Below are 17125 nucleotides of genomic sequence, written 5' to 3'. Positions count from 1 at the left end.
TCGGTCGCCCGGTTAACCGTTTTGCCGCTTTTTCAGCTTAAGAAGCTCCTCATGAAACGCGTCATCGCCATCGCCGACCGCGCGGCTCTTGTCTCGTTGAAGCTGCTCGCAGCGCTCAACGTGCTGTTTTTCCTGTCGTTTCTCATCGTCCTGCTGCTGGCCGGCAGGGCGCATGCCGAGGCTCCCGCCTGCGGCGGCTCCGATCTGCTGGCAAGTCTGGCAAAGAGCGATCCCGCTGCCTTCAAGAAGGTCGAAGCCGAGGCGGCCGCCGTTCCCAACGGCAAGGGTCTGCTGTGGAAGCTGAAGAAATCAGGCGAAAAACCGTCCTATCTCTTCGGCACCATGCACATGACCGACGCGCGCGTCACCACGCTGCCGGCCGCGGCGCAGAAAGCCTATGACGGCGCCGACACCGTCATCATCGAAACCACCGAAGTGCTCGACAAGAGCAAGATGATGGCGGCAATCGCCGCAGAGCCCGGCCTGATGATGTTCACCGACGACACCACGCTGTCCTCGCTGCTGTCGCCCGAGGACGCGGCGGTGCTGAACAAGGGGCTCGATGCGCGCGGCATTCCGCCCGCGACGGTCGCCAAGATGAAGCCGTGGATCCTTTCGGCCATGGTGGCGCTTCCCGCCTGCGAAGTGGCGCGTCAGACCGCGGGAGCACCGGTGCTCGACGTCAAGCTGGCCACGGACGCAAAGGCGAACGGCAAGGCGGTCGAAGGTCTGGAAACCGTTGCCGGTCAGCTCCGCGCCATGGCTTCGCTGCCGCTCGCCTTCCACATGAAGGGGCTGGTCGACACGCTGAGGCTCGGCGACAAGGCCAACGACCTCAACGAGACCATGATCGTGCTCTACCAGCGTGGCGAGGTCGGTATGTTCTGGCCGCTGTTTCGCACCGTCTTGCCCGATGCCGAAAACGACCAGGCCGGCTATGCCGCCTTCGAACAGACCATGATCACCAGCCGCAACAAGGTGATGGTGGAGCATGCCGAGCCGATTCTGGCCAAGGGCAACGTCTTCATGGCGGTCGGCGCGATGCATCTGCCGGGGCCCGAAGGACTGGTCGAGGATTTCCGCAAGGCAGGGTATAGTGTTACCGCCGTCAACTGAGTCGTCTGGCGGCTGGGGAGCGGAAAACGCCGTTTTTTCAGCGCTTTCCGTCCGCCTGCGTGAAACCGATTGCGGGATCGCGCGTTGATGGCTGTTGATTGAAGCCTTTCATTCCAAGGAGGACACCTTTCATGGCGAACCCTAACGACCCCTTCACCCCTCCGAGCACGCCCCCCTCGTCGGGTGGCGGCGGCAGCGGGTGGCTGATCGCCCTTGTTGTCATTATCCTGGCCATTGTTGCGTATTATGTTTTTGGCAGAAGCGGCGGCGAGAAGGCCCCGGCACCCGCCGAGCCGCCGGCAGCTACGACGCCGGCTCCGGCGCCCGCACCGGCTGAGCCGGCGCCCGCAACGCCTGCTCCTGCACCTGCACCTGAACCGGCGCCCGCACCGGCACCAGCGCCCGCTCCGGCCCCAGCGCCGGCACCTGCCCCGGCTCAGTAATCAAGCCAAAGCTCAACGACAAACGGCCCGCCGAAAGGCGGGCCGTTTTGGTTGGTGGAACCACGCCTTCGATGGGCGTTCGGCGCCGGCGCGTGGCGCGCAGCTAAATATGGATCGGCTTGAAGAACGTCGCCAGCGCCGCTTCCTTCACCGCTTCCGACATCGTCGGGTGCGCGTGGCAGGTGCGGGCGAGGTCTTCCGAGGAGCCGCCGAATTCCATCAGCACCGCGGCCTCGTGGATCATCTCGCCGGCGCCGAAGCCGACGATATGGACGCCGAGCACGCGATCGCTGGCCTTGTCGGCCAGGATCTTCACGAAACCGTCGGTGTGCAGCATGGCGCGCGCGCGGCCGTTGGCGCTGAACGGGAACTTGCCCGCCTTGTAGTCGATGCCGGCCTTCTTCAATTCCTCCTCGGTCTTGCCGACGGAGGCGATTTCCGGGCTGGTGTAAACGACGCTCGGGATGACGTCGTAGTTCACATGGCCGGCCTGGCCGGCGATCGTCTCGGCCACCGCCACGCCCTCGTCCTCGGCCTTGTGCGCCAGCATCGGCCCCGCGATGACGTCGCCGATGGCGTAGATGCCGGGCACGTTGGTCCTCAGATGCCCGTCGGTCTTGACCCGGCCGCGCTCATCGACATCGACGCCCGCTTCCTTCAGCCCCAGGCTGTCGGCATAGGGGCGACGTCCGGTGGCGACCAGCACGACGTCGGTCTCGATGGTTTCGGCCGCGCCGCCCTTGACCGGCTCGAACGTCACGCTGGCGCCCTTCTTGGTTTTGGCCACATCGGTGACCTTGGCCCCTAATTTGAACTCGAAACCCTGCTTGGACAGCAGGCGCTGGAACTGCTTCGACACCTCGCCGTCCATGCCGCCGAGGATGGTGTCGAGGAACTCGACGACCGTGACCTTGGCGCCAATCCTGGCCCAGACCGAGCCGAGCTCCAGCCCGATGACGCCACCGCCGACCACCACGAGGTGGCCGGGCACCTTGGCCAGCGACAGCGCGCCGGTGGAAGACACGATCACCTTCTCGTCGAAGTCGACCTTGACGCCCGGGATGCCGGCGACGTCGGAGCCGGTGGCGATGACAATGTTCTTCGTCTCGAGCTCCTCGACCTTGCCGTCCTCGCCGGTCACCGACACCTTGCCGGCGGAAACCACCTTGCCGGTGCCGCGGAAGCTGTCGATCTTGTTCTTCTTGAACAGGAAGGCGACGCCGTTGACGTTGGACGCCACCGTCGCATCCTTGTGCGCCAGCATCTTCTTCAGATTGAGCTTCGGCGCGCCGACCTCGACGCCGAGCGCATCGAAGGCATGGCCGGCCTCGGCGAACATCTCGGAGGCGTGGAGCAGCGCCTTCGACGGGATGCAGCCGATGTTGAGGCAGGTGCCGCCGAAGGTGGCGTTCTTCTCGACCACCGCCGTCTTCAGGCCGAGCTGCGCCGCCTTGATGGCGCAGACATAGCCGCCCGGTCCCGATCCGATGATTACGACGTCATAAGCCATGAGACTGTCCTTCTTATCCGGCCTTCAGCGGCCGCCGCTCACATTGAGGATCGCGCCCGTTACATAGGAGGCCGCGTCCGACAGAAGATAGAGAACCGCGCTGGCGACCTCATCGGCCGTGCCCGCCCGTTTCATCGGCAGCATGTCCTGCATCCGCGCCACGCGGTCCGGCTGCCCGCCGGAGGCATGGATCTCGGTCTCGGTGATGCCGGGGCTGACCGCGTTGACGCGGATGCCTTCCAGCGCGACTTCACGCGCCAGCCCGATCGTCAGCGTGTCGATCGCGCCCTTGGAGGCGGCATAGTCGACATATTCGCCGGGCGAGCCGAGTCTCGCCGCCGCCGAGGACAGATTGACGATAGCGCCGCCCTTGCCGCCGTGGCGGGTCGACATGCGCTTCACCGCCTCGCGGGCGCAGAGGAAGGAGCCGACGACGTTGATGCGCATCATGCGCTCGACCCGCTCGGCACTCATCTCGTCGACACGCGCCTTGACGTCGACGATGCCGGCATTGTTGACGAAAGCGTCGAGCCGGCCGAAGGCTTTGTCCACCGTTTCGAACATCGCGATCACATCGGCTTCGTCGCCGATGTCGCCCCTGACCGCGAAGGCCTCGCCGCCGGCGGCTTCGAGCTCGGCGACGAGCGCATCGGCGGCAAGCTGGTTGGAGACATAGTTGACCGCAACGCGATAGCCGGCCTGATTTGCCTGCCGGCAGATGGCGGCGCCGATGCCGCGGCTGCCGCCGGTGACCAGCAGCGTCTTCTTGTGCGTGCTCATTCCTGGCAGCCCTTCAGGGTAAAGACGTCCCACGGCACTTTGGAGAAGCCGGCTGGACCGTAAGCGGCCGACATCTGCAATGACGGCCCGAGATCGGGAAAGATCAGGCTTTTCGGCGCATCGGCGCCCTCGGCCGGCAGCAGGCCGACGCCGCCCTTCTCATCCGCCCTGTAGATGACGCCTTCCCAGACCGTGCAGGCGGCAAGCTCCTCGCCGGTGACGTCGCCGGTCGGGCACTTGTACATCAGCGAGCCGTGCGGGCGCGAGGCGGAGCCCTCGGTCCACATGGCGATGCCGTCGAGCACGGTATTGTTGTCGAGGATCATGCGGAAGCTGTTGGTGATCGTCGCCGAGGTGCCGGTCGGGGTGAAGTCGATCTCGGCGCCGCTTTGCGCCTCGCCATAGACGGCGAGCTGGATCGGGCATGCGGCCTGGGCATCGGCCGCCACGAGAGCCGCGCTGGCCGCAAGCACGACCGGTCTGGCGGCGCCAAGCAGACGGGCTGTCATTCGCCGCCCCGATCGCGCGCCGCCACCCTGGCCACTCAGAGATCGAGCACCAGACGCTCGGGATCCTCCAGGCTTTCCTTGACGCGCACGAGGAAGGTCACCGCTTCCTTGCCGTCGACGATGCGGTGATCATAGGAGAGCGCCAGATACATCATCGGGCGAATGACGATCTGGCCGCCGACCACCATCGGCCGCTCCTGGATCTTGTGCATGCCGAGGATGCCGGACTGCGGCGCATTCAGGATCGGCGTCGACATCAGCGACCCGTAAACGCCGCCATTGGAGATGGTGAAGGTGCCGCCTTGCATGTCGGCAACCGAGAGCTTGCCGTCGCGCGCGGCGAGCCCCAGCCGGCCGATCTCCTTCTCGATCTCGGCAATCGACATCTGGTCGGCGTTGCGCACCACCGGCACCACCAGTCCCTTGTCCGTGCCGACGGCGACGCCGACATGGGCAAAATTCTTGTAGATGATGTCGGTGCCGTCGATCTCGGCATTGACGGCCGGGATCTCCTTCAGCGCATGCGTCACCGCCTTGGTGAAGAAGCCCATGAAGCCGAGCTTCACGCCATGCTTCTTCTCGAACACGTCCTTGTACTTGGCCCTGAGCGCCATCACCGCGCTCATGTCCACCTCGTTGAAGGTGGTGAGCATAGCGGCGGTGGACTGCGCCTCCTTGAGGCGGCGCGCGATGGTCTGGCGCAGCTTGGTCATGCGCACGCGCTCCTCGCGCGAGGCGTCGTCCGGCGTGGACGGGGCGCGGACAGCGACGGGCGCGGGCGCCGCTCTCGGCGCCTCGGCCGGCTGCGACGGCGCGCCCTTGGCGATCGCGTCGAGCACGTCGCCCTTCAGCACCTGGCCGCGCTTGCCCGAGCCGGAGAGCTGGTCGACCGAGAGATTGGCCTCCGCGATCAGCTTGGCGGCGGCCGGCGCCGGCGGCATGGTGCGCGGCTCGATCGGGCCGGCGTCGCCGGCCATCTTGGCGGTCTCGGCCACGGCCTGCTTGACCGTGGACGCGGCGTCCGGGCTCGAGGCCTGCGCCACCGCCTGCGGCTTGGTTGCCGGCGCGGCGGCGCCGCCGCCAGCCGAAATCGAACCGAGCAGCGCGCCGACATTGACCGTCTCGCCTTCCTTGACGGCAATCTCGGCAAGCGTTCCGGCACCCGCGGCAGGCACCTCCACCGTCACCTTGTCGGTTTCGAGCTCGACCAGCGGCTCGTCGGCGGCGATCGCGTCGCCGACCTTCTTGAACCACTTGCCGACGGTCGCCTCGGTGACGGATTCGCCGAGTGCGGGGACGCGGATTTCGGTAGCCATTGTGCCTGTCCGTTCTTTTCTCTTCTTGAGGTCTGTTTCGTCCGCTCTGCCTATTCACCCAGCGCGTCGTCGAGCAGGGCGGCGAGTTGGCTGAGGTGCTTCGACATCAACCCTGTCGCCGGCGAGGCCGAGGCAGGCCGGCCGGTGTAGCGCACCCGCTGATGCTTGGCGTCGATATGCGCCAGCACCCATTCGAGATAGGGGTCGATGAACGACCAGGCGCCCATGTTCTTGGGCTCCTCCTGGCACCACACCATCTCGGCATTGCGGAAGCGCGACAGTTCCGTGATCAGCGCCTTGGCCGGGAACGGATAGAGCTGTTCGACGCGCAGCAGGTAGATGTCGTTGATGCCGCGCTTCTCGCGCTCCTCGTAGAGGTCGTAATAGACCTTGCCCGAGCAGAGCACGACGCGGCGGATTTTTGAGTCCTTCACCAGCTTGATCGGCTGATTGGGCAACAGCTGCGCATCGTCCCACAAAAGCCGGTGGAACGAGCTTTCGCCCGACATTTCCGGAAGCGTCGACACTGCCCGCTTGTGGCGCAGCAGCGACTTCGGCGTCATCAGGATCAGCGGCTTGCGGAAGTCGCGCTTCAACTGCCGGCGCAGGATGTGGAAATAGTTGGCCGGCGTGGTGACGTTCGCCACCTGCATGTTGTCCTCGGCGCAGAGCTGCAGGAAGCGCTCGAGGCGCGCCGATGAGTGTTCCGGCCCCTGGCCCTCATAGCCGTGCGGCAAGAGGCAGACCAGACCCGACATGCGCAGCCACTTGCGCTCGCCAGAGGAGATGAACTGGTCGAACACCACCTGGGCGCCGTTGGCGAAATCGCCGAACTGCGCTTCCCAGAGCGTCAGCGCCTTCGGCTCGGCCAGGCTGTAGCCATATTCGAAGCCGAGCACCGCCTCTTCCGACAGCATCGAGTTGATGACTTCGTAGCCGGCTTGCGCCGCCGACAGATTGTTGAGCGGGATGTAGCGGTTTTCGTCGCGCTGGTCGTAGAGCACGGAATGGCGCTGCGAGAAGGTGCCGCGCTCCGAATCCTGGCCGGACAGCCGGATCGGATTGCCGTCGAGCAGGATGGCGCCGAAGGCCAGCGCCTCGGCCGTCGACCAGTCGATGCCTTCGCCGGATTCGATCGCCTGGCGGCGGTTGTCGAGGAAGCGCAGGATTGTCTTGTGCGCCTCGAAATCCTTCGGCACCTCGGTCAGCTTCTTGCCGATCTCCTTCAGCGTGCGCACCGGCACGGCTGTCTTGCCGCGCCGCTGTTCGTCCTGGTTGTCTGCGGTGCGCAGGCCAGACCAGGCACCGTCCAGCCAGTCGGCCTTGTTCGGCTTGTAGGACTGGCCGACTTCAAATTCCTGCTCCAGATGCGCGCGCCAGTCGGCCCGCATCTTGTCGACCTCGGCCTGGGTGATGTGGCCTTCGGCGATCAGCCTGTCGGCGTAGACCTGCACCACCGTCTTATGGGTGCGGATGCTGCGGTACATGATCGGCTGCGTGAAGGCCGGTTCATCGCCCTCGTTGTGGCCGAAGCGGCGATAGCAGAACATGTCCACCACCACCGGCTTGTGGAACTTCATGCGGAACTCGGTCGCGACCTTCGCGGCATGCACCACCGCTTCCGGATCGTCGCCGTTGACGTGGAAGATCGGCGCCTCGATCATCTTGGCCACATCCGACGGATAGGGCGACGAGCGCGAGAAGCGCGGATTGGTGGTGAAGCCGATCTGGTTGTTGATGATGAAATGCAGCGTGCCGGCGACGCGATGGCCGCGCAGGCCGGACAGCCCGAACATCTCCGCGATCACGCCCTGGCCGGCAAACGCAGCGTCGCCGTGGAGCAGCAGCGGCATCACCTTGGCGCGTTCGGAAAGCGGCACGATCTCGCCGCGCTCGCGCCCGGCGAGCTGGTCCTGCTTGGCGCGCGCCTTGCCCATCACGACAGGGTCGACGATTTCCAGATGCGAGGGGTTGGCCGTCAGCGACAGGTGCACCTTGTTGCCGTCGAACTCGCGGTCCGACGAGGCGCCGAGATGGTACTTCACGTCGCCCGAGCCCTCGACGTCGTCGGGCGCGGCCGAGCCGCCCTTGAACTCGTGGAAGATGGCGCGGTGCGGCTTGGCCATCACCTGGGAAAGCACGTTGAGGCGCCCGCGATGCGCCATGCCGAGCACGGCCTCCTTCAGGCCGAGCTGGCCGCCGCGCTTGATGATCTGCTCCAGCGCCGGGATCAGCGACTCGCCGCCGTCGAGGCCGAAGCGCTTGGTGCCCTTGTACTTGACGTCGATATACTGTTCGAAGCCTTCCGCCTCGACCAGCTTCGACAGGATCGCCTTCTTGCCGGTGGCGGTGAAGGTGATCTCCTTGTCGGCGCCCTCGATGCGCGCCTGGATCCAGGCCTTCTCTTCCGGATCGGAGATGTGCATGAACTCGACGCCGAGCGTCGAGCAATAGGTGCGGGTGAGGATATCCAGCATCTGCCGGATGGTGCCGAACTCGAGCCCGAGCACATTGTCGAGGAAGATCGGCCGGTCGTAGTCGGCTTCGGTGAAGCCGTAGTTCTCCGGCGACAGCTCGTTATAATCCTCGAGCGGATTGGCGATGCCGAGCGGGTCGAGATTGGCGTGCAGATGGCCGCGCATGCGGAAGGCGCGGATCATCATGATGGCGCGCACGGAATCGCGCGTCGCCTGGTGCACGTCGGCGTCGGAAAGGACCGCGCCGTTGACGACCGCCTTGTCCTTCACCTTCTTTTCGATGTGCTTCTCGATCAGGCCCCAATTGCCGTCGAGCGCCGAGACCAGCTCGCCATTGGCCTGCATCGGCCAGGAAGGCCTCGCCCAGGAAGCGCCCTTGGCGTTCTTGCGCACATCGCCGGCGTCGTCCTTCAGCGCCGCGAAGAAATCCTGCCACTCCGGATCGACGGAGGCCGGATTATCCTCATAGGCGGCATAGAGCGCGTCGATGTAATCGGCATTGCCGCCATAGAGGAACGAGGTGAGCGAGAATTGGTCGTTGGCCTGATCTTGTCTTGCCATTTTCGTCTGCGGAGCCTGGCTCCGTCTCCTTTCGAGGGGAATAGTGAGTAGTCAGTAGTGAGTAGAAGGTGGAAGTCCCCGCTCAGCTGCTACTCACCCGTTCGTCCCTTTTCACTACTGACTACTGCCCTACTCACTACTGCCTTAACCCTTGATCGCCTCGACCAGCGTCGTGCCCAGCCGAGCCGGCGACGGTGAGACCTTGATGCCGGCCGATTCCATCGCCGCAATCTTGTCTTCCGCGCCGCCCTTGCCGCCCGAGATCACCGCACCCGCATGGCCCATGGTGCGGCCGGCCGGCGCCGTGCGCCCGGCGATGAAGCCCGCCATCGGTTTCTTGCGGCCGCGCTTGGCCTCGTCCTTCAAGAACTGCGCGGCGTCTTCCTCGGCCGAGCCGCCGATCTCGCCGATCATGATGATCGACTTGGTCTCGTCGTCGGCGAGGAACATCTCCAGCACGTCGATGAACTCGGTGCCCTTGACCGGGTCGCCGCCGATGCCGACAGCGGTGGTCTGGCCGAGGCCGACATTGCTGGTCTGGAAGACCGCCTCATAGGTAAGCGTTCCCGAGCGGGAAACAACGCCGACCGAGCCCTTGCGGAAGATGTTGCCGGGCATGATGCCGATCTTGCATTCGTCGGGCGTCAGCACGCCCGGGCAGTTCGGGCCGATCAGCCGCGACTTCGAGCGGTCGAGCCGCGCCTTGACCTTGACCATGTCCATCACCGGGATGCCCTCGGTGATGCAGACGATGAGCGGGATCTCGGCCTCGATCGCCTCGAGAATGGCTTCGGCCGCGCCCGCCGGCGGCACATAGACGACGGAGGCGTTGGCGCCGGTCTTTTCCTTGCCCTCGGCGACTGTGGCGAAGATCGGCAGGCCCTCGCCCTTCGAGCCGGTCCAGGTCTCGCCGCCCTTCTTCGGATGGATGCCGCCAACCATCTTGGTGCCGTGATAGGCCAGCGCCTGCTCGGTGTGGAACGTGCCGGTCTTGCCGGTCAGGCCTTGAACCAGCACCTTGGTGTTCTTGTCGACGAGAATGGACATCGCGGCCCTTTTCTAAAAACCGTTGATCGAGGAAGGCGAAACGCGCCGGTAGAGCCCGCTCACCATGTCTTGCCAGGCATCGCTGCCGGCGGGCTTGAACTGCAATCGCATGCGGTAGGTATCAGTATCGTCAAAACTGTAAGTCACGCGCGCGGCGCCGCGCGGCGACGACCGTTCCAGAACCAGCCCGCCCCCGTTCCACGTGCCTGTGGCCGGCAACATCGGCACAAACCCCATGGAATCGAACTGGTGCATGGTGACGAGGCTGTTCTGCTGGTCGAAGCCGAACACATTGTGCGCGCCGAACGAAACCGTGCCGTCGCGGCGCTGGCGATAGCGCTGCACCACGAACAGGCCGCCGAACTGCGCTTCCGCCAGCACTTCCGAAGTCGCCGCGCCGGCATCGGTCCATTGCGTGGCAGCCACCTCTTCCTCGCCGCGCCACGCGCCGACCAGCGCCTGCAGGCGCTGGTGATCGGCCGAGAGGGAGGAGAAAGGCGCCGCGTTCATGGTCAGAGCCGCTTCAGATCGGTGACGGTGAGGTCACTCTTGGCGTTGCCGGTGTTGAGCGTCGTCGCCGGCTCGAACATCAGCACCACCGGCTCGGCAGTGAGTGAACGCGGCCGGTGCTCGACGCCGCGCGGCACGACGATGAAATCGCCCTCGCCGAGCTCGACCGGCCCGTCGCGGAAGTCGATGGCGATGCGGCCGCGCAGCACGAGGAAGGCTTCGTCCTCGTTGTCATGCGCGTGCCAGTCGAACACCTCGCCGAACTTCGCGACCTTGGCCTGGCTGTCATTGACATCGCCGGCAATGTGCGGATCGAAGACCTTGGCGATCTTCGCGTCCGCCGCCTCGACCAGGTTTATCTTGCGCGGAGGCATCCGCTCAGCCCTTCACCGCCTTGACGATCTTCTTGGCCGCGTCGTCGAGGTCGTCGGCCGACACGACGTTGAGGCCGCTGTCGTTGATGATCTTCTTGCCGAGCTCGGCATTGGTGCCTTCCAGCCGCACGACCAGCGGCACCTTCAGCCCGACTTCCTTGACCGCGGCGATCACGCCTTCAGCGATGACGTCGCACTTCATGATGCCGCCGAAGATGTTGATCAGGATGCCTTCGACCGCCGGATCCTTGGTGATGATCTTGAACGCCGCCGTGACCTTCTCCTTGGAGGCGCCGCCGCCGACATCAAGGAAGTTGGCCGGCTCGGCGCCGTAGAGCTTGATGATGTCCATCGTCGCCATGGCGAGGCCGGCGCCATTGACCATGCAGCCGATATTGCCGTCGAGCGCGACATAGGCGAGGTCGTATTTCGACGCCTCGATCTCCTTCTCGTCCTCTTCGGTGGTGTCGCGCAACTCCATCACGTCCGGATGGCGGAAGAGCGCGTTGTTGTCGAACGACACTTTGGCGTCGAGCACGCGCAGATGGCCGTTCTTCATGACGATCAGCGGGTTGACCTCGAGCAGGCTCATGTCCTTCTCGACGAAGGCCTTGTAGAGGATCGGGAACAGCGTGCCGCCGTCTTGTGCCGCATCGCCGTCGAGCTTCAGCGCGGCGTTGAGCTTCTTCACGTCATCCGCCGAGACACCCTTCTCCGGGTCGATGGCGACGGTGAGGATCTTTTCCGGCGTGTCATGCGCGACCGCCTCGATGTCCATGCCGCCCTCGGTCGAGACGACGAAGGCGATGCGGCCGACCGAACGGTCGACCAGGATCGACAGATAGAGCTCGCGCTCGATGTCGGCGCCGTCTTCGATATAGAGGCGGTTGACCTGCTTGCCGGACGGTCCGGTCTGCTTGGTGACCAGCGTGTGGCCGAGCATCTCGTTGGCGTTGGCGACGACCTCTGCCGCCGACTTCGCCAGGCGCACGCCGCCCTTGGCGTCGGGGCCGAGTTCCTTGAACTTGCCCTTGCCGCGGCCGCCGGCATGGATCTGGCTCTTCACCACATAGAGCGGGCCGGGCAGCGCCTTGGCGGCGGCTTCCGCCTCGCTTGCCTTGAACACCGGAACGCCGTCCGCTACCGGCGCGCCGAACGACTTCAGCAGCGCCTTGGCCTGATATTCATGAATGTTCATGCGCTTGGTCTCCGGGGAGGACGATTACTTGCCGGCGAGATGCGGGGCGATCTTGGTGCAGGCCTCGGTCAGGCCCTGCACGGCCGCCACCGAATTGTCGAACATCTTCTGTTCGGCCTTGGCGAGGTCGATCTCAATGACGCGCTCGACGCCGCCGGCGCCGATCACCACCGGAACGCCGACATAGGTGTTCTTGACGCCATATTGGCCGGAAAGGTGCGCCGCGCAGGGCAGCACGCGCTTCTTGTCCTTGAGATAGGATTCGGCCATGGCGATCGCCGAGGCCGCCGGCGCGTAATAGGCCGAGCCGGTCTTCAAGAGGCCGACGATCTCGGCGCCGCCGTCGCGGGTGCGCTGCACGATCTGGTCGAGCTTCTCCTTCGAGGTCCAGCCCATCTTGACGAGGTCAGGCAGCGGGATGCCCGCCACCGTCGAATAGCGGATCATAGGCACCATGCTGTCGCCGTGGCCGCCGAGCACGAAGGCGGTGACGTCCTCGACCGAGACCTTGAACTCTTCGGCCAGGAAATAGCGGAAGCGGGCGCTGTCGAGCACGCCGGCCATGCCGACGACATGGCTGGTCGGCAGGCCGGAGAATTTCTGCAGCGCCCAGACCATGGCGTCGAGCGGATTGGTTATGCAGATGACGAAAGCCTTCGGCGCGTATTTCTTCAGGCCCGCACCGACCTGTTCCATGACCTTGAGGTTGATGCCCAAGAGGTCGTCGCGGCTCATGCCCGGCTTGCGCGGCACGCCGGCGGTGACGATGCACACATCCGCGCCCTCGATGCCGGCATAGTCGTTGACGCCGGTCAGCCTGGCGTCGAACCCGTCGACCGGCGAGGACTGGGCGATGTCGAGGCCCTTGCCCTGCGGAATGCCCTCGGCGATATCGAACAGCACCACGTCGCCGAGATCCTTGAGGCCGATCATATGGGCGAGCGTGCCGCCGATCATGCCCGAGCCGATGAGCGCTATCTTGTTGCGTGCCATGTCAGGATGGTTTCCCTTTGTGTGTGACCGTGCCCCAAATCCTTGCAGACTTGATGACGGCGTCGAGGAGGCTGGAATGCTGCGAGGACCCGCGAGATTTCGCCGCACCGAATAGCTCCGGTGTGCAAAAAATTCAAACGATTATTTTGACCCTAGTGTTTTCAATCGGTTAGATGGTTTGGGAATTACGTAAACGTCAAAGTTTTTGAGCCGACTGAGGAGAACTTACAAGATGGACGTCGAAATCAGAAGGCTTCATCCCGGCGATGACGCCCTTGTGATGCGGGCGCCAAATCTCCCCCCTCGAGGGGGAGATGTCGCCAAAGGCGACAGAGGGGGTCACCGCGCGTGAAGCGCCGACGCGGTCTGCGTCGAGCCCGGTCGAACCGACCCCCTCTGGCCTGCCGGCCATCTCCCCCTCAAGGAGGGAGATCGGCCGTCGCGCCGGGTTTCGCCAATCTCCTGCGATGCAGGAGGGTAGCGAAACAATATCCCTACCCTCTCGCCTGCCGAGCCTCTGCCGGCGCCTCGACCTGCCGCCGCTCCGCCCAGCCTTCCAGCCAGTCGTGGCTCTGCATCTCGATCAGCCGCGAGGCGGTGCGCTCGAATTCGAACACTTCCGTGCCGCGCTTGGCGGTGTAGAGCTCGGAGGGCTGGGCGGCTGCGCTCATCACCAGCCGCATGCGATGGTCGTAGAGCGTGTCGATGAGCAGGATGAAGCGTTTGGCCTCGTTGCGCTTGCCTTCGCCGAGCACCGGCACATGATCTATGAAGACGGTCGAGAAACGGCCGGCGATCGCCAGATAGTCGCGCGCGCCGTGCGGCTTCTCGCAGAGGTCGGTAAAGGAAAAGCGGGCGGCATCGCCTGCGGCGCGCGGCACGACCAGGTGCCGCCCTTTCAGCGTGATCGTCACCTCTGCCGACGGCATGCCTTGCGTCATCGCCTCCCAGGCCTCGTCGAGCGCGCGGTCGGCCGCCTCATCGGCCGGCGTGACATAGACCGGCAGGCGGCTGAGCTTTTCCTGCCGGTAGTCCTTCTCGGCATCGAGCGTCAGCACATGCGTATTGCGTTCGAGCAGGCCGATGAAAGGCAGGAAGAGCTGCCGGTTCAGCCCGTCGCGATAAAGGTTCTCCGGCGCCACGTTGGAGGTGGCGACCAGCACGACGCCGTTGGAAAACAGCGCCGAGAACAGCCGCGACAGGATCATCGCGTCGGCGATGTCGGTGACGGAGAACTCGTCGAAGCACAGCACCCAGGCTTCGTCGGCCAGCGCGCGCGCCACCGGCGGGATCGGATCGTCCTCCTTGACGTCGCCATTCTTGCGCGCCGCCCGGTGCTTCTGGATGCGGTCCTGCACGTCGGCCATGAAATCGTTGAAATGGACGCGGCGCTTGCGCCTGACCGGCAAGAGCTCGAAGAACATGTCCATCAGCATGGTCTTGCCACGCCCGACGCCGCCATAGATGTAGAGGCCCTTCACCACCTCGCGCGGCTGCTTTTTGCGCGCGAACAGCCAGCCCAGCGAGCTGGATTTCTGCGCCAGCCGTTTCGCGGAAATCTCGTCGGTCAGGCGGTCGAGCGCGGCGACGATGCGCTCCTGCGCCGGGTCGCGCTCGGTCGTGCCCGTCTCGACAAGATGGTCGTAGCGCTGCTTGACGGTCACATGGGTCTGGAGGCCGTCACGCAGATGCATAGGTCACGTCATTTATATTGAGCAGAATGCTCTAAAGAGGGCGACAAGGTGTGCTGAGATTCAGGTCAGGCCGAGCCGAGAATGGTGGCTTACGAGAACCGGAGCGGAGCGTACTTAAAGTACGTGAGCACCGGCCTACGCCGGCCATAGCCTCAATTTGACTTCCGCGCCAGTCATAAGTGCTTCGGCCGGCGAAGGCCGGAAGCCGCCGTTCGCAGGCCGGCATCACCTGAATATCAGCACACCCTTACCTTGTAAGCGAGATCGGCTGCCCATTGGAAGTCTGGCCGTCGAACTTTTCGCCGCCGGAGGAATAGAGCCTGGCCAGCGCGCCGCCGTTTTCGTCATAGAGCGTCAGCTGCTTGCCGGCGACGTTCCATGACTTGATGCCGTCGACCGGAGCCGGGCAGTGCAGCGGCCCGGCGCGATAGCCGGCGCCGAACTTGGTCTGCGGCGTGGCCACCTTGCAGCTCTGGCCGGAGACGTTGACGTTCCAGACGCCGGCGACGCTGGCCGCGGTCAGGTCCGCGGCGCCCGCGGGCGCCGCGCCATTCGGCGGCAGCGAGGCGACCTGGTTGTTCGCCGGCGCCGTCGGAAACTGCGATGGATCGGTGGTGCCGGGGGCGGCCGGTGGTGGCAGTTGGTTCTGCGTCACCGTGCCGGAGGGCGCCGGCGTCAGCGGCGCCGGCTGCTGGTCGTCCATCGACGAGAACCGCGAGGTCGAGCAGCCGCTCGCGACGAGCGCGGCCAGCGATACGGCCAAAAGGCCCGTTTTCGAAAAAGTGCGGGTCATCGAAAAAGTCATTCCAACCTCCGTCGGATCCGGTGGGGGGCGCCGTCCGCGTAAAACACCTGCTTCACCAAGATGGCGAAGGTGGCAGAATTTCAACCCGATATGGTTAAAATAGGGTTTTCGGAACTGGTGTTGCAAATTTATCGCAAGGCGTCGGGCGCCCGGGTCACGCCGGGAGTCTGGGTCGTAACATATTGAAATTTCAGGCTTGCAGGCGCGCGCAGGGCACGAAGACATAGCCGTCCGGGCCGACGATGTGGCATTCGCGCAAGCCATGCGGCTTGTCGATCGAGCCGGCAAGCACGATGTGGCCGAGTGCCGCCGCCTTTTTCTCCACCGCGTCCGGATCGGCGCCATAAAGGCGCAATTCGATGCCGGCGCCGCGCGTCTCGGCACCGGCGATGACGCCGGTCATCGGATTGTCGAGAAAGCTATGGTCGGCATGCAGCATGAAGATCGAGCCCAGCAGCGCGATCGCCGCGAAATCCTCGTCGGCATAGATGATTTCGGCGCCGAGCACGTCGCGGCAGAAGGCCTCCATCGCCGCCATGTCGGTGACCAAGAGGTTCACGCCCACCCCACGCGGCAGCGAGCGGCCGAAATCCTCGGCCTTCATCCACGGCGTCTTGGTTCGTTTCTTTGCCACGGCGTTGTCCCTTCCACGCCACCGACCCTATACGAGGCCGGCCCCCGGCCCTTGGCATTCGCCAGCGAAATGCTTGCGCCAGTCGGCCGCGACCTTATTTCTGGGAAGTGGAACAGAGCGGACGGGAGAGACGATGGCCGCCGGAAAGAGAGCAGCCAACCGCTATTACAGCGGCCCGCCCAGCGACCATTTCGACGGCGCCCTGTTCTTCAATCCCGACGGCAAGCCGCCCGGGCGCTTCGCCGATCTTCTCAAATGGCAATTGAACGGCGGGCGCTCGAAATGGCCGGCGGCCCATCCAAGCCCTTATCCGCAAGCGAAGCCGGACAGACGCGTCGAAGGCAAGATGCTGCGGCTCATCATGGTCGGCCACGCCTCGCTGCTCGTCCAGACCGCCGGATTGAACATTCTGATCGACCCGGTCTGGTCCGAGCGCGCCTCGCCCTTCGCCTTCGCCGGCCCGAAACGGGTCAATGCGCCAGGCATTGCCTTCTCCGACCTGCCGCCGCTCGATCTCGTATTGGTCAGCCACAACCACTACGACCATCTCGACCTCGCCACGCTGCGGCGGTTGAAGCACGGCCATGATCCATTGGTGGTCACGCCGCTCGGCAACGACGCCATCATCGGCAGCGCCGTGCCCGGCATCAGGCTCACGGCGCATGACTGGGGCGACAGGATCGAGGTCGGCAACGGCGCCGTCATCCATATCGAGCCGGCGCATCACTGGTCGGCGCGCGGGGCGCGCGACCGCCGCATGGCGCTGTGGGCGGGCTTCGTGATCGAGACGGCGGGCGGCAAGGTCTATTTCGCCGGCGACACCGGCTTCCATGGCGGGACCAACTACCGGCTGATGGCGGAAAAACACGGCGGCTTTCGGCTGGCCATCCTGCCGATCGGCGCCTACGAGCCGCGCTGGTTCATGGCGCCGCAGCATCAGAACCCGGAGGAAGCCGTGCAGGGCATGAAGCTGTGCAACGCCGCCCACGCCGCCGGCTGCCACTGGGGCACCTTCCAGCTCACCGACGAGCCGATCGACGAGCCGGCGCAAAGGCTGGCCGAGGCATTGGCGGCCGAAGGCTTTTCGCACGAGCGTTTCCGCGCCATGCGTCCGGGCGAAGTGTGGGACGTGCCGTCGGCCTAGGTCGCGGAACCTGA

The 17125-nt window shown here is 65.0% G+C and carries 16 protein-coding genes; 2 read left to right on the top strand and 14 right to left on the bottom strand.

All coding sequences use genetic code 11. From position 1 onward, the window contains the following. Window positions 1-51 precede the first annotated feature (51 nt). Complete coding sequence (locus EJ070_RS09955; RefSeq protein ID WP_126091196.1) at window positions 52-1116, top strand: TraB/GumN family protein; 1065 nt, start codon at window positions 52-54, stop codon at window positions 1114-1116. 303 nt (window positions 1117-1419) lie between these two features. On the opposite strand, the gene EJ070_RS36235 is transcribed toward EJ070_RS09955, so the two are convergent. From EJ070_RS36235 to EJ070_RS09885, 14 genes are all read right to left on the bottom strand, one after another. Next, a complete protein-coding gene (locus EJ070_RS36235) occupies window positions 1420-1563 on the bottom strand; it encodes a hypothetical protein (RefSeq protein WP_189350464.1) in 144 nt (47 codons plus the stop codon). Between the two features lie 99 nt (window positions 1564-1662). Beyond that, window positions 1663-3069, bottom strand: a complete 1407-nt coding sequence (gene lpdA / locus EJ070_RS09945; RefSeq protein ID WP_126091194.1) for a dihydrolipoyl dehydrogenase — start codon at window positions 3067-3069, stop codon at window positions 1663-1665. Between the two features lie 24 nt (window positions 3070-3093). Beyond that, on the bottom strand, window positions 3094-3849 hold the full coding sequence (locus EJ070_RS09940; protein WP_126091193.1) for an SDR family oxidoreductase: 756 nt from the start codon (window positions 3847-3849) through the stop codon (window positions 3094-3096). Then, the gene (locus EJ070_RS09935; protein ID WP_126091192.1) at window positions 3846-4358 is read right to left on the bottom strand and encodes a hypothetical protein; all 513 of its coding nucleotides are present in this window, start codon (window positions 4356-4358) and stop codon (window positions 3846-3848) included. Before EJ070_RS09935 ends, EJ070_RS09940 begins: the two co-directional genes overlap by 4 nt. A gap of 35 nt (window positions 4359-4393) precedes the next feature. After that, complete coding sequence (odhB, locus tag EJ070_RS09930) at window positions 4394-5674, bottom strand: 2-oxoglutarate dehydrogenase complex dihydrolipoyllysine-residue succinyltransferase (RefSeq protein ID WP_126091191.1); 1281 nt, start codon at window positions 5672-5674, stop codon at window positions 4394-4396. Window positions 5675-5724: 50 nt separating this feature from the next. Then, a complete protein-coding gene (locus EJ070_RS09925; RefSeq protein ID WP_126091190.1) occupies window positions 5725-8712 on the bottom strand; it encodes a 2-oxoglutarate dehydrogenase E1 component in 2988 nt (995 codons plus the stop codon). 144 nt (window positions 8713-8856) lie between these two features. Further along, window positions 8857-9759, bottom strand: coding sequence for a succinate--CoA ligase subunit alpha (gene sucD, locus EJ070_RS09920; protein WP_126091189.1), 903 nt, complete (start codon window positions 9757-9759; stop codon window positions 8857-8859). 12 nt (window positions 9760-9771) lie between these two features. Then, window positions 9772-10269, bottom strand: coding sequence for a DUF1579 family protein (locus EJ070_RS09915; RefSeq protein ID WP_126091188.1), 498 nt, complete (start codon window positions 10267-10269; stop codon window positions 9772-9774). 2 nt (window positions 10270-10271) lie between these two features. Beyond that, window positions 10272-10643: a cupin domain-containing protein gene (locus EJ070_RS09910; RefSeq protein ID WP_126091187.1), complete on the bottom strand. Its 372-nt coding sequence runs from the start codon at window positions 10641-10643 to the stop codon at window positions 10272-10274. Window positions 10644-10647: 4 nt separating this feature from the next. Then, a complete protein-coding gene (sucC, locus tag EJ070_RS09905; protein WP_126091186.1) occupies window positions 10648-11841 on the bottom strand; it encodes an ADP-forming succinate--CoA ligase subunit beta in 1194 nt (397 codons plus the stop codon). Between the two features lie 24 nt (window positions 11842-11865). Beyond that, window positions 11866-12834, bottom strand: a complete 969-nt coding sequence (gene mdh, locus EJ070_RS09900) for a malate dehydrogenase (RefSeq protein ID WP_126091185.1) — start codon at window positions 12832-12834, stop codon at window positions 11866-11868. Window positions 12835-13328: 494 nt separating this feature from the next. Continuing rightward, a complete protein-coding gene (zapE, locus tag EJ070_RS09895; protein ID WP_126091184.1) occupies window positions 13329-14528 on the bottom strand; it encodes a cell division protein ZapE in 1200 nt (399 codons plus the stop codon). Window positions 14529-14775: 247 nt separating this feature from the next. After that, window positions 14776-15333, bottom strand: a complete 558-nt coding sequence (locus EJ070_RS09890; protein ID WP_245464843.1) for a protease inhibitor Inh/omp19 family protein — start codon at window positions 15331-15333, stop codon at window positions 14776-14778. Window positions 15334-15523: 190 nt separating this feature from the next. After that, window positions 15524-15967, bottom strand: a complete 444-nt coding sequence (locus EJ070_RS09885) for a hypothetical protein (protein WP_245464842.1) — start codon at window positions 15965-15967, stop codon at window positions 15524-15526. 133 nt (window positions 15968-16100) lie between these two features. Between EJ070_RS09885 and EJ070_RS09880 the strand changes: the two genes are divergently transcribed. Beyond that, complete coding sequence (locus EJ070_RS09880; RefSeq protein ID WP_126091183.1) at window positions 16101-17111, top strand: MBL fold metallo-hydrolase; 1011 nt, start codon at window positions 16101-16103, stop codon at window positions 17109-17111. Window positions 17112-17125 lie beyond the last annotated feature (14 nt).

The sequence above is a fragment of the Mesorhizobium sp. M1E.F.Ca.ET.045.02.1.1 genome (assembly GCF_003952485.1).
GTDB lineage: Bacteria > Pseudomonadota > Alphaproteobacteria > Rhizobiales > Rhizobiaceae > Mesorhizobium.
The sequence above is the reverse complement of the archived record's forward strand: the minus strand, read 5'-3'. Positions and strand labels throughout refer to the sequence as shown.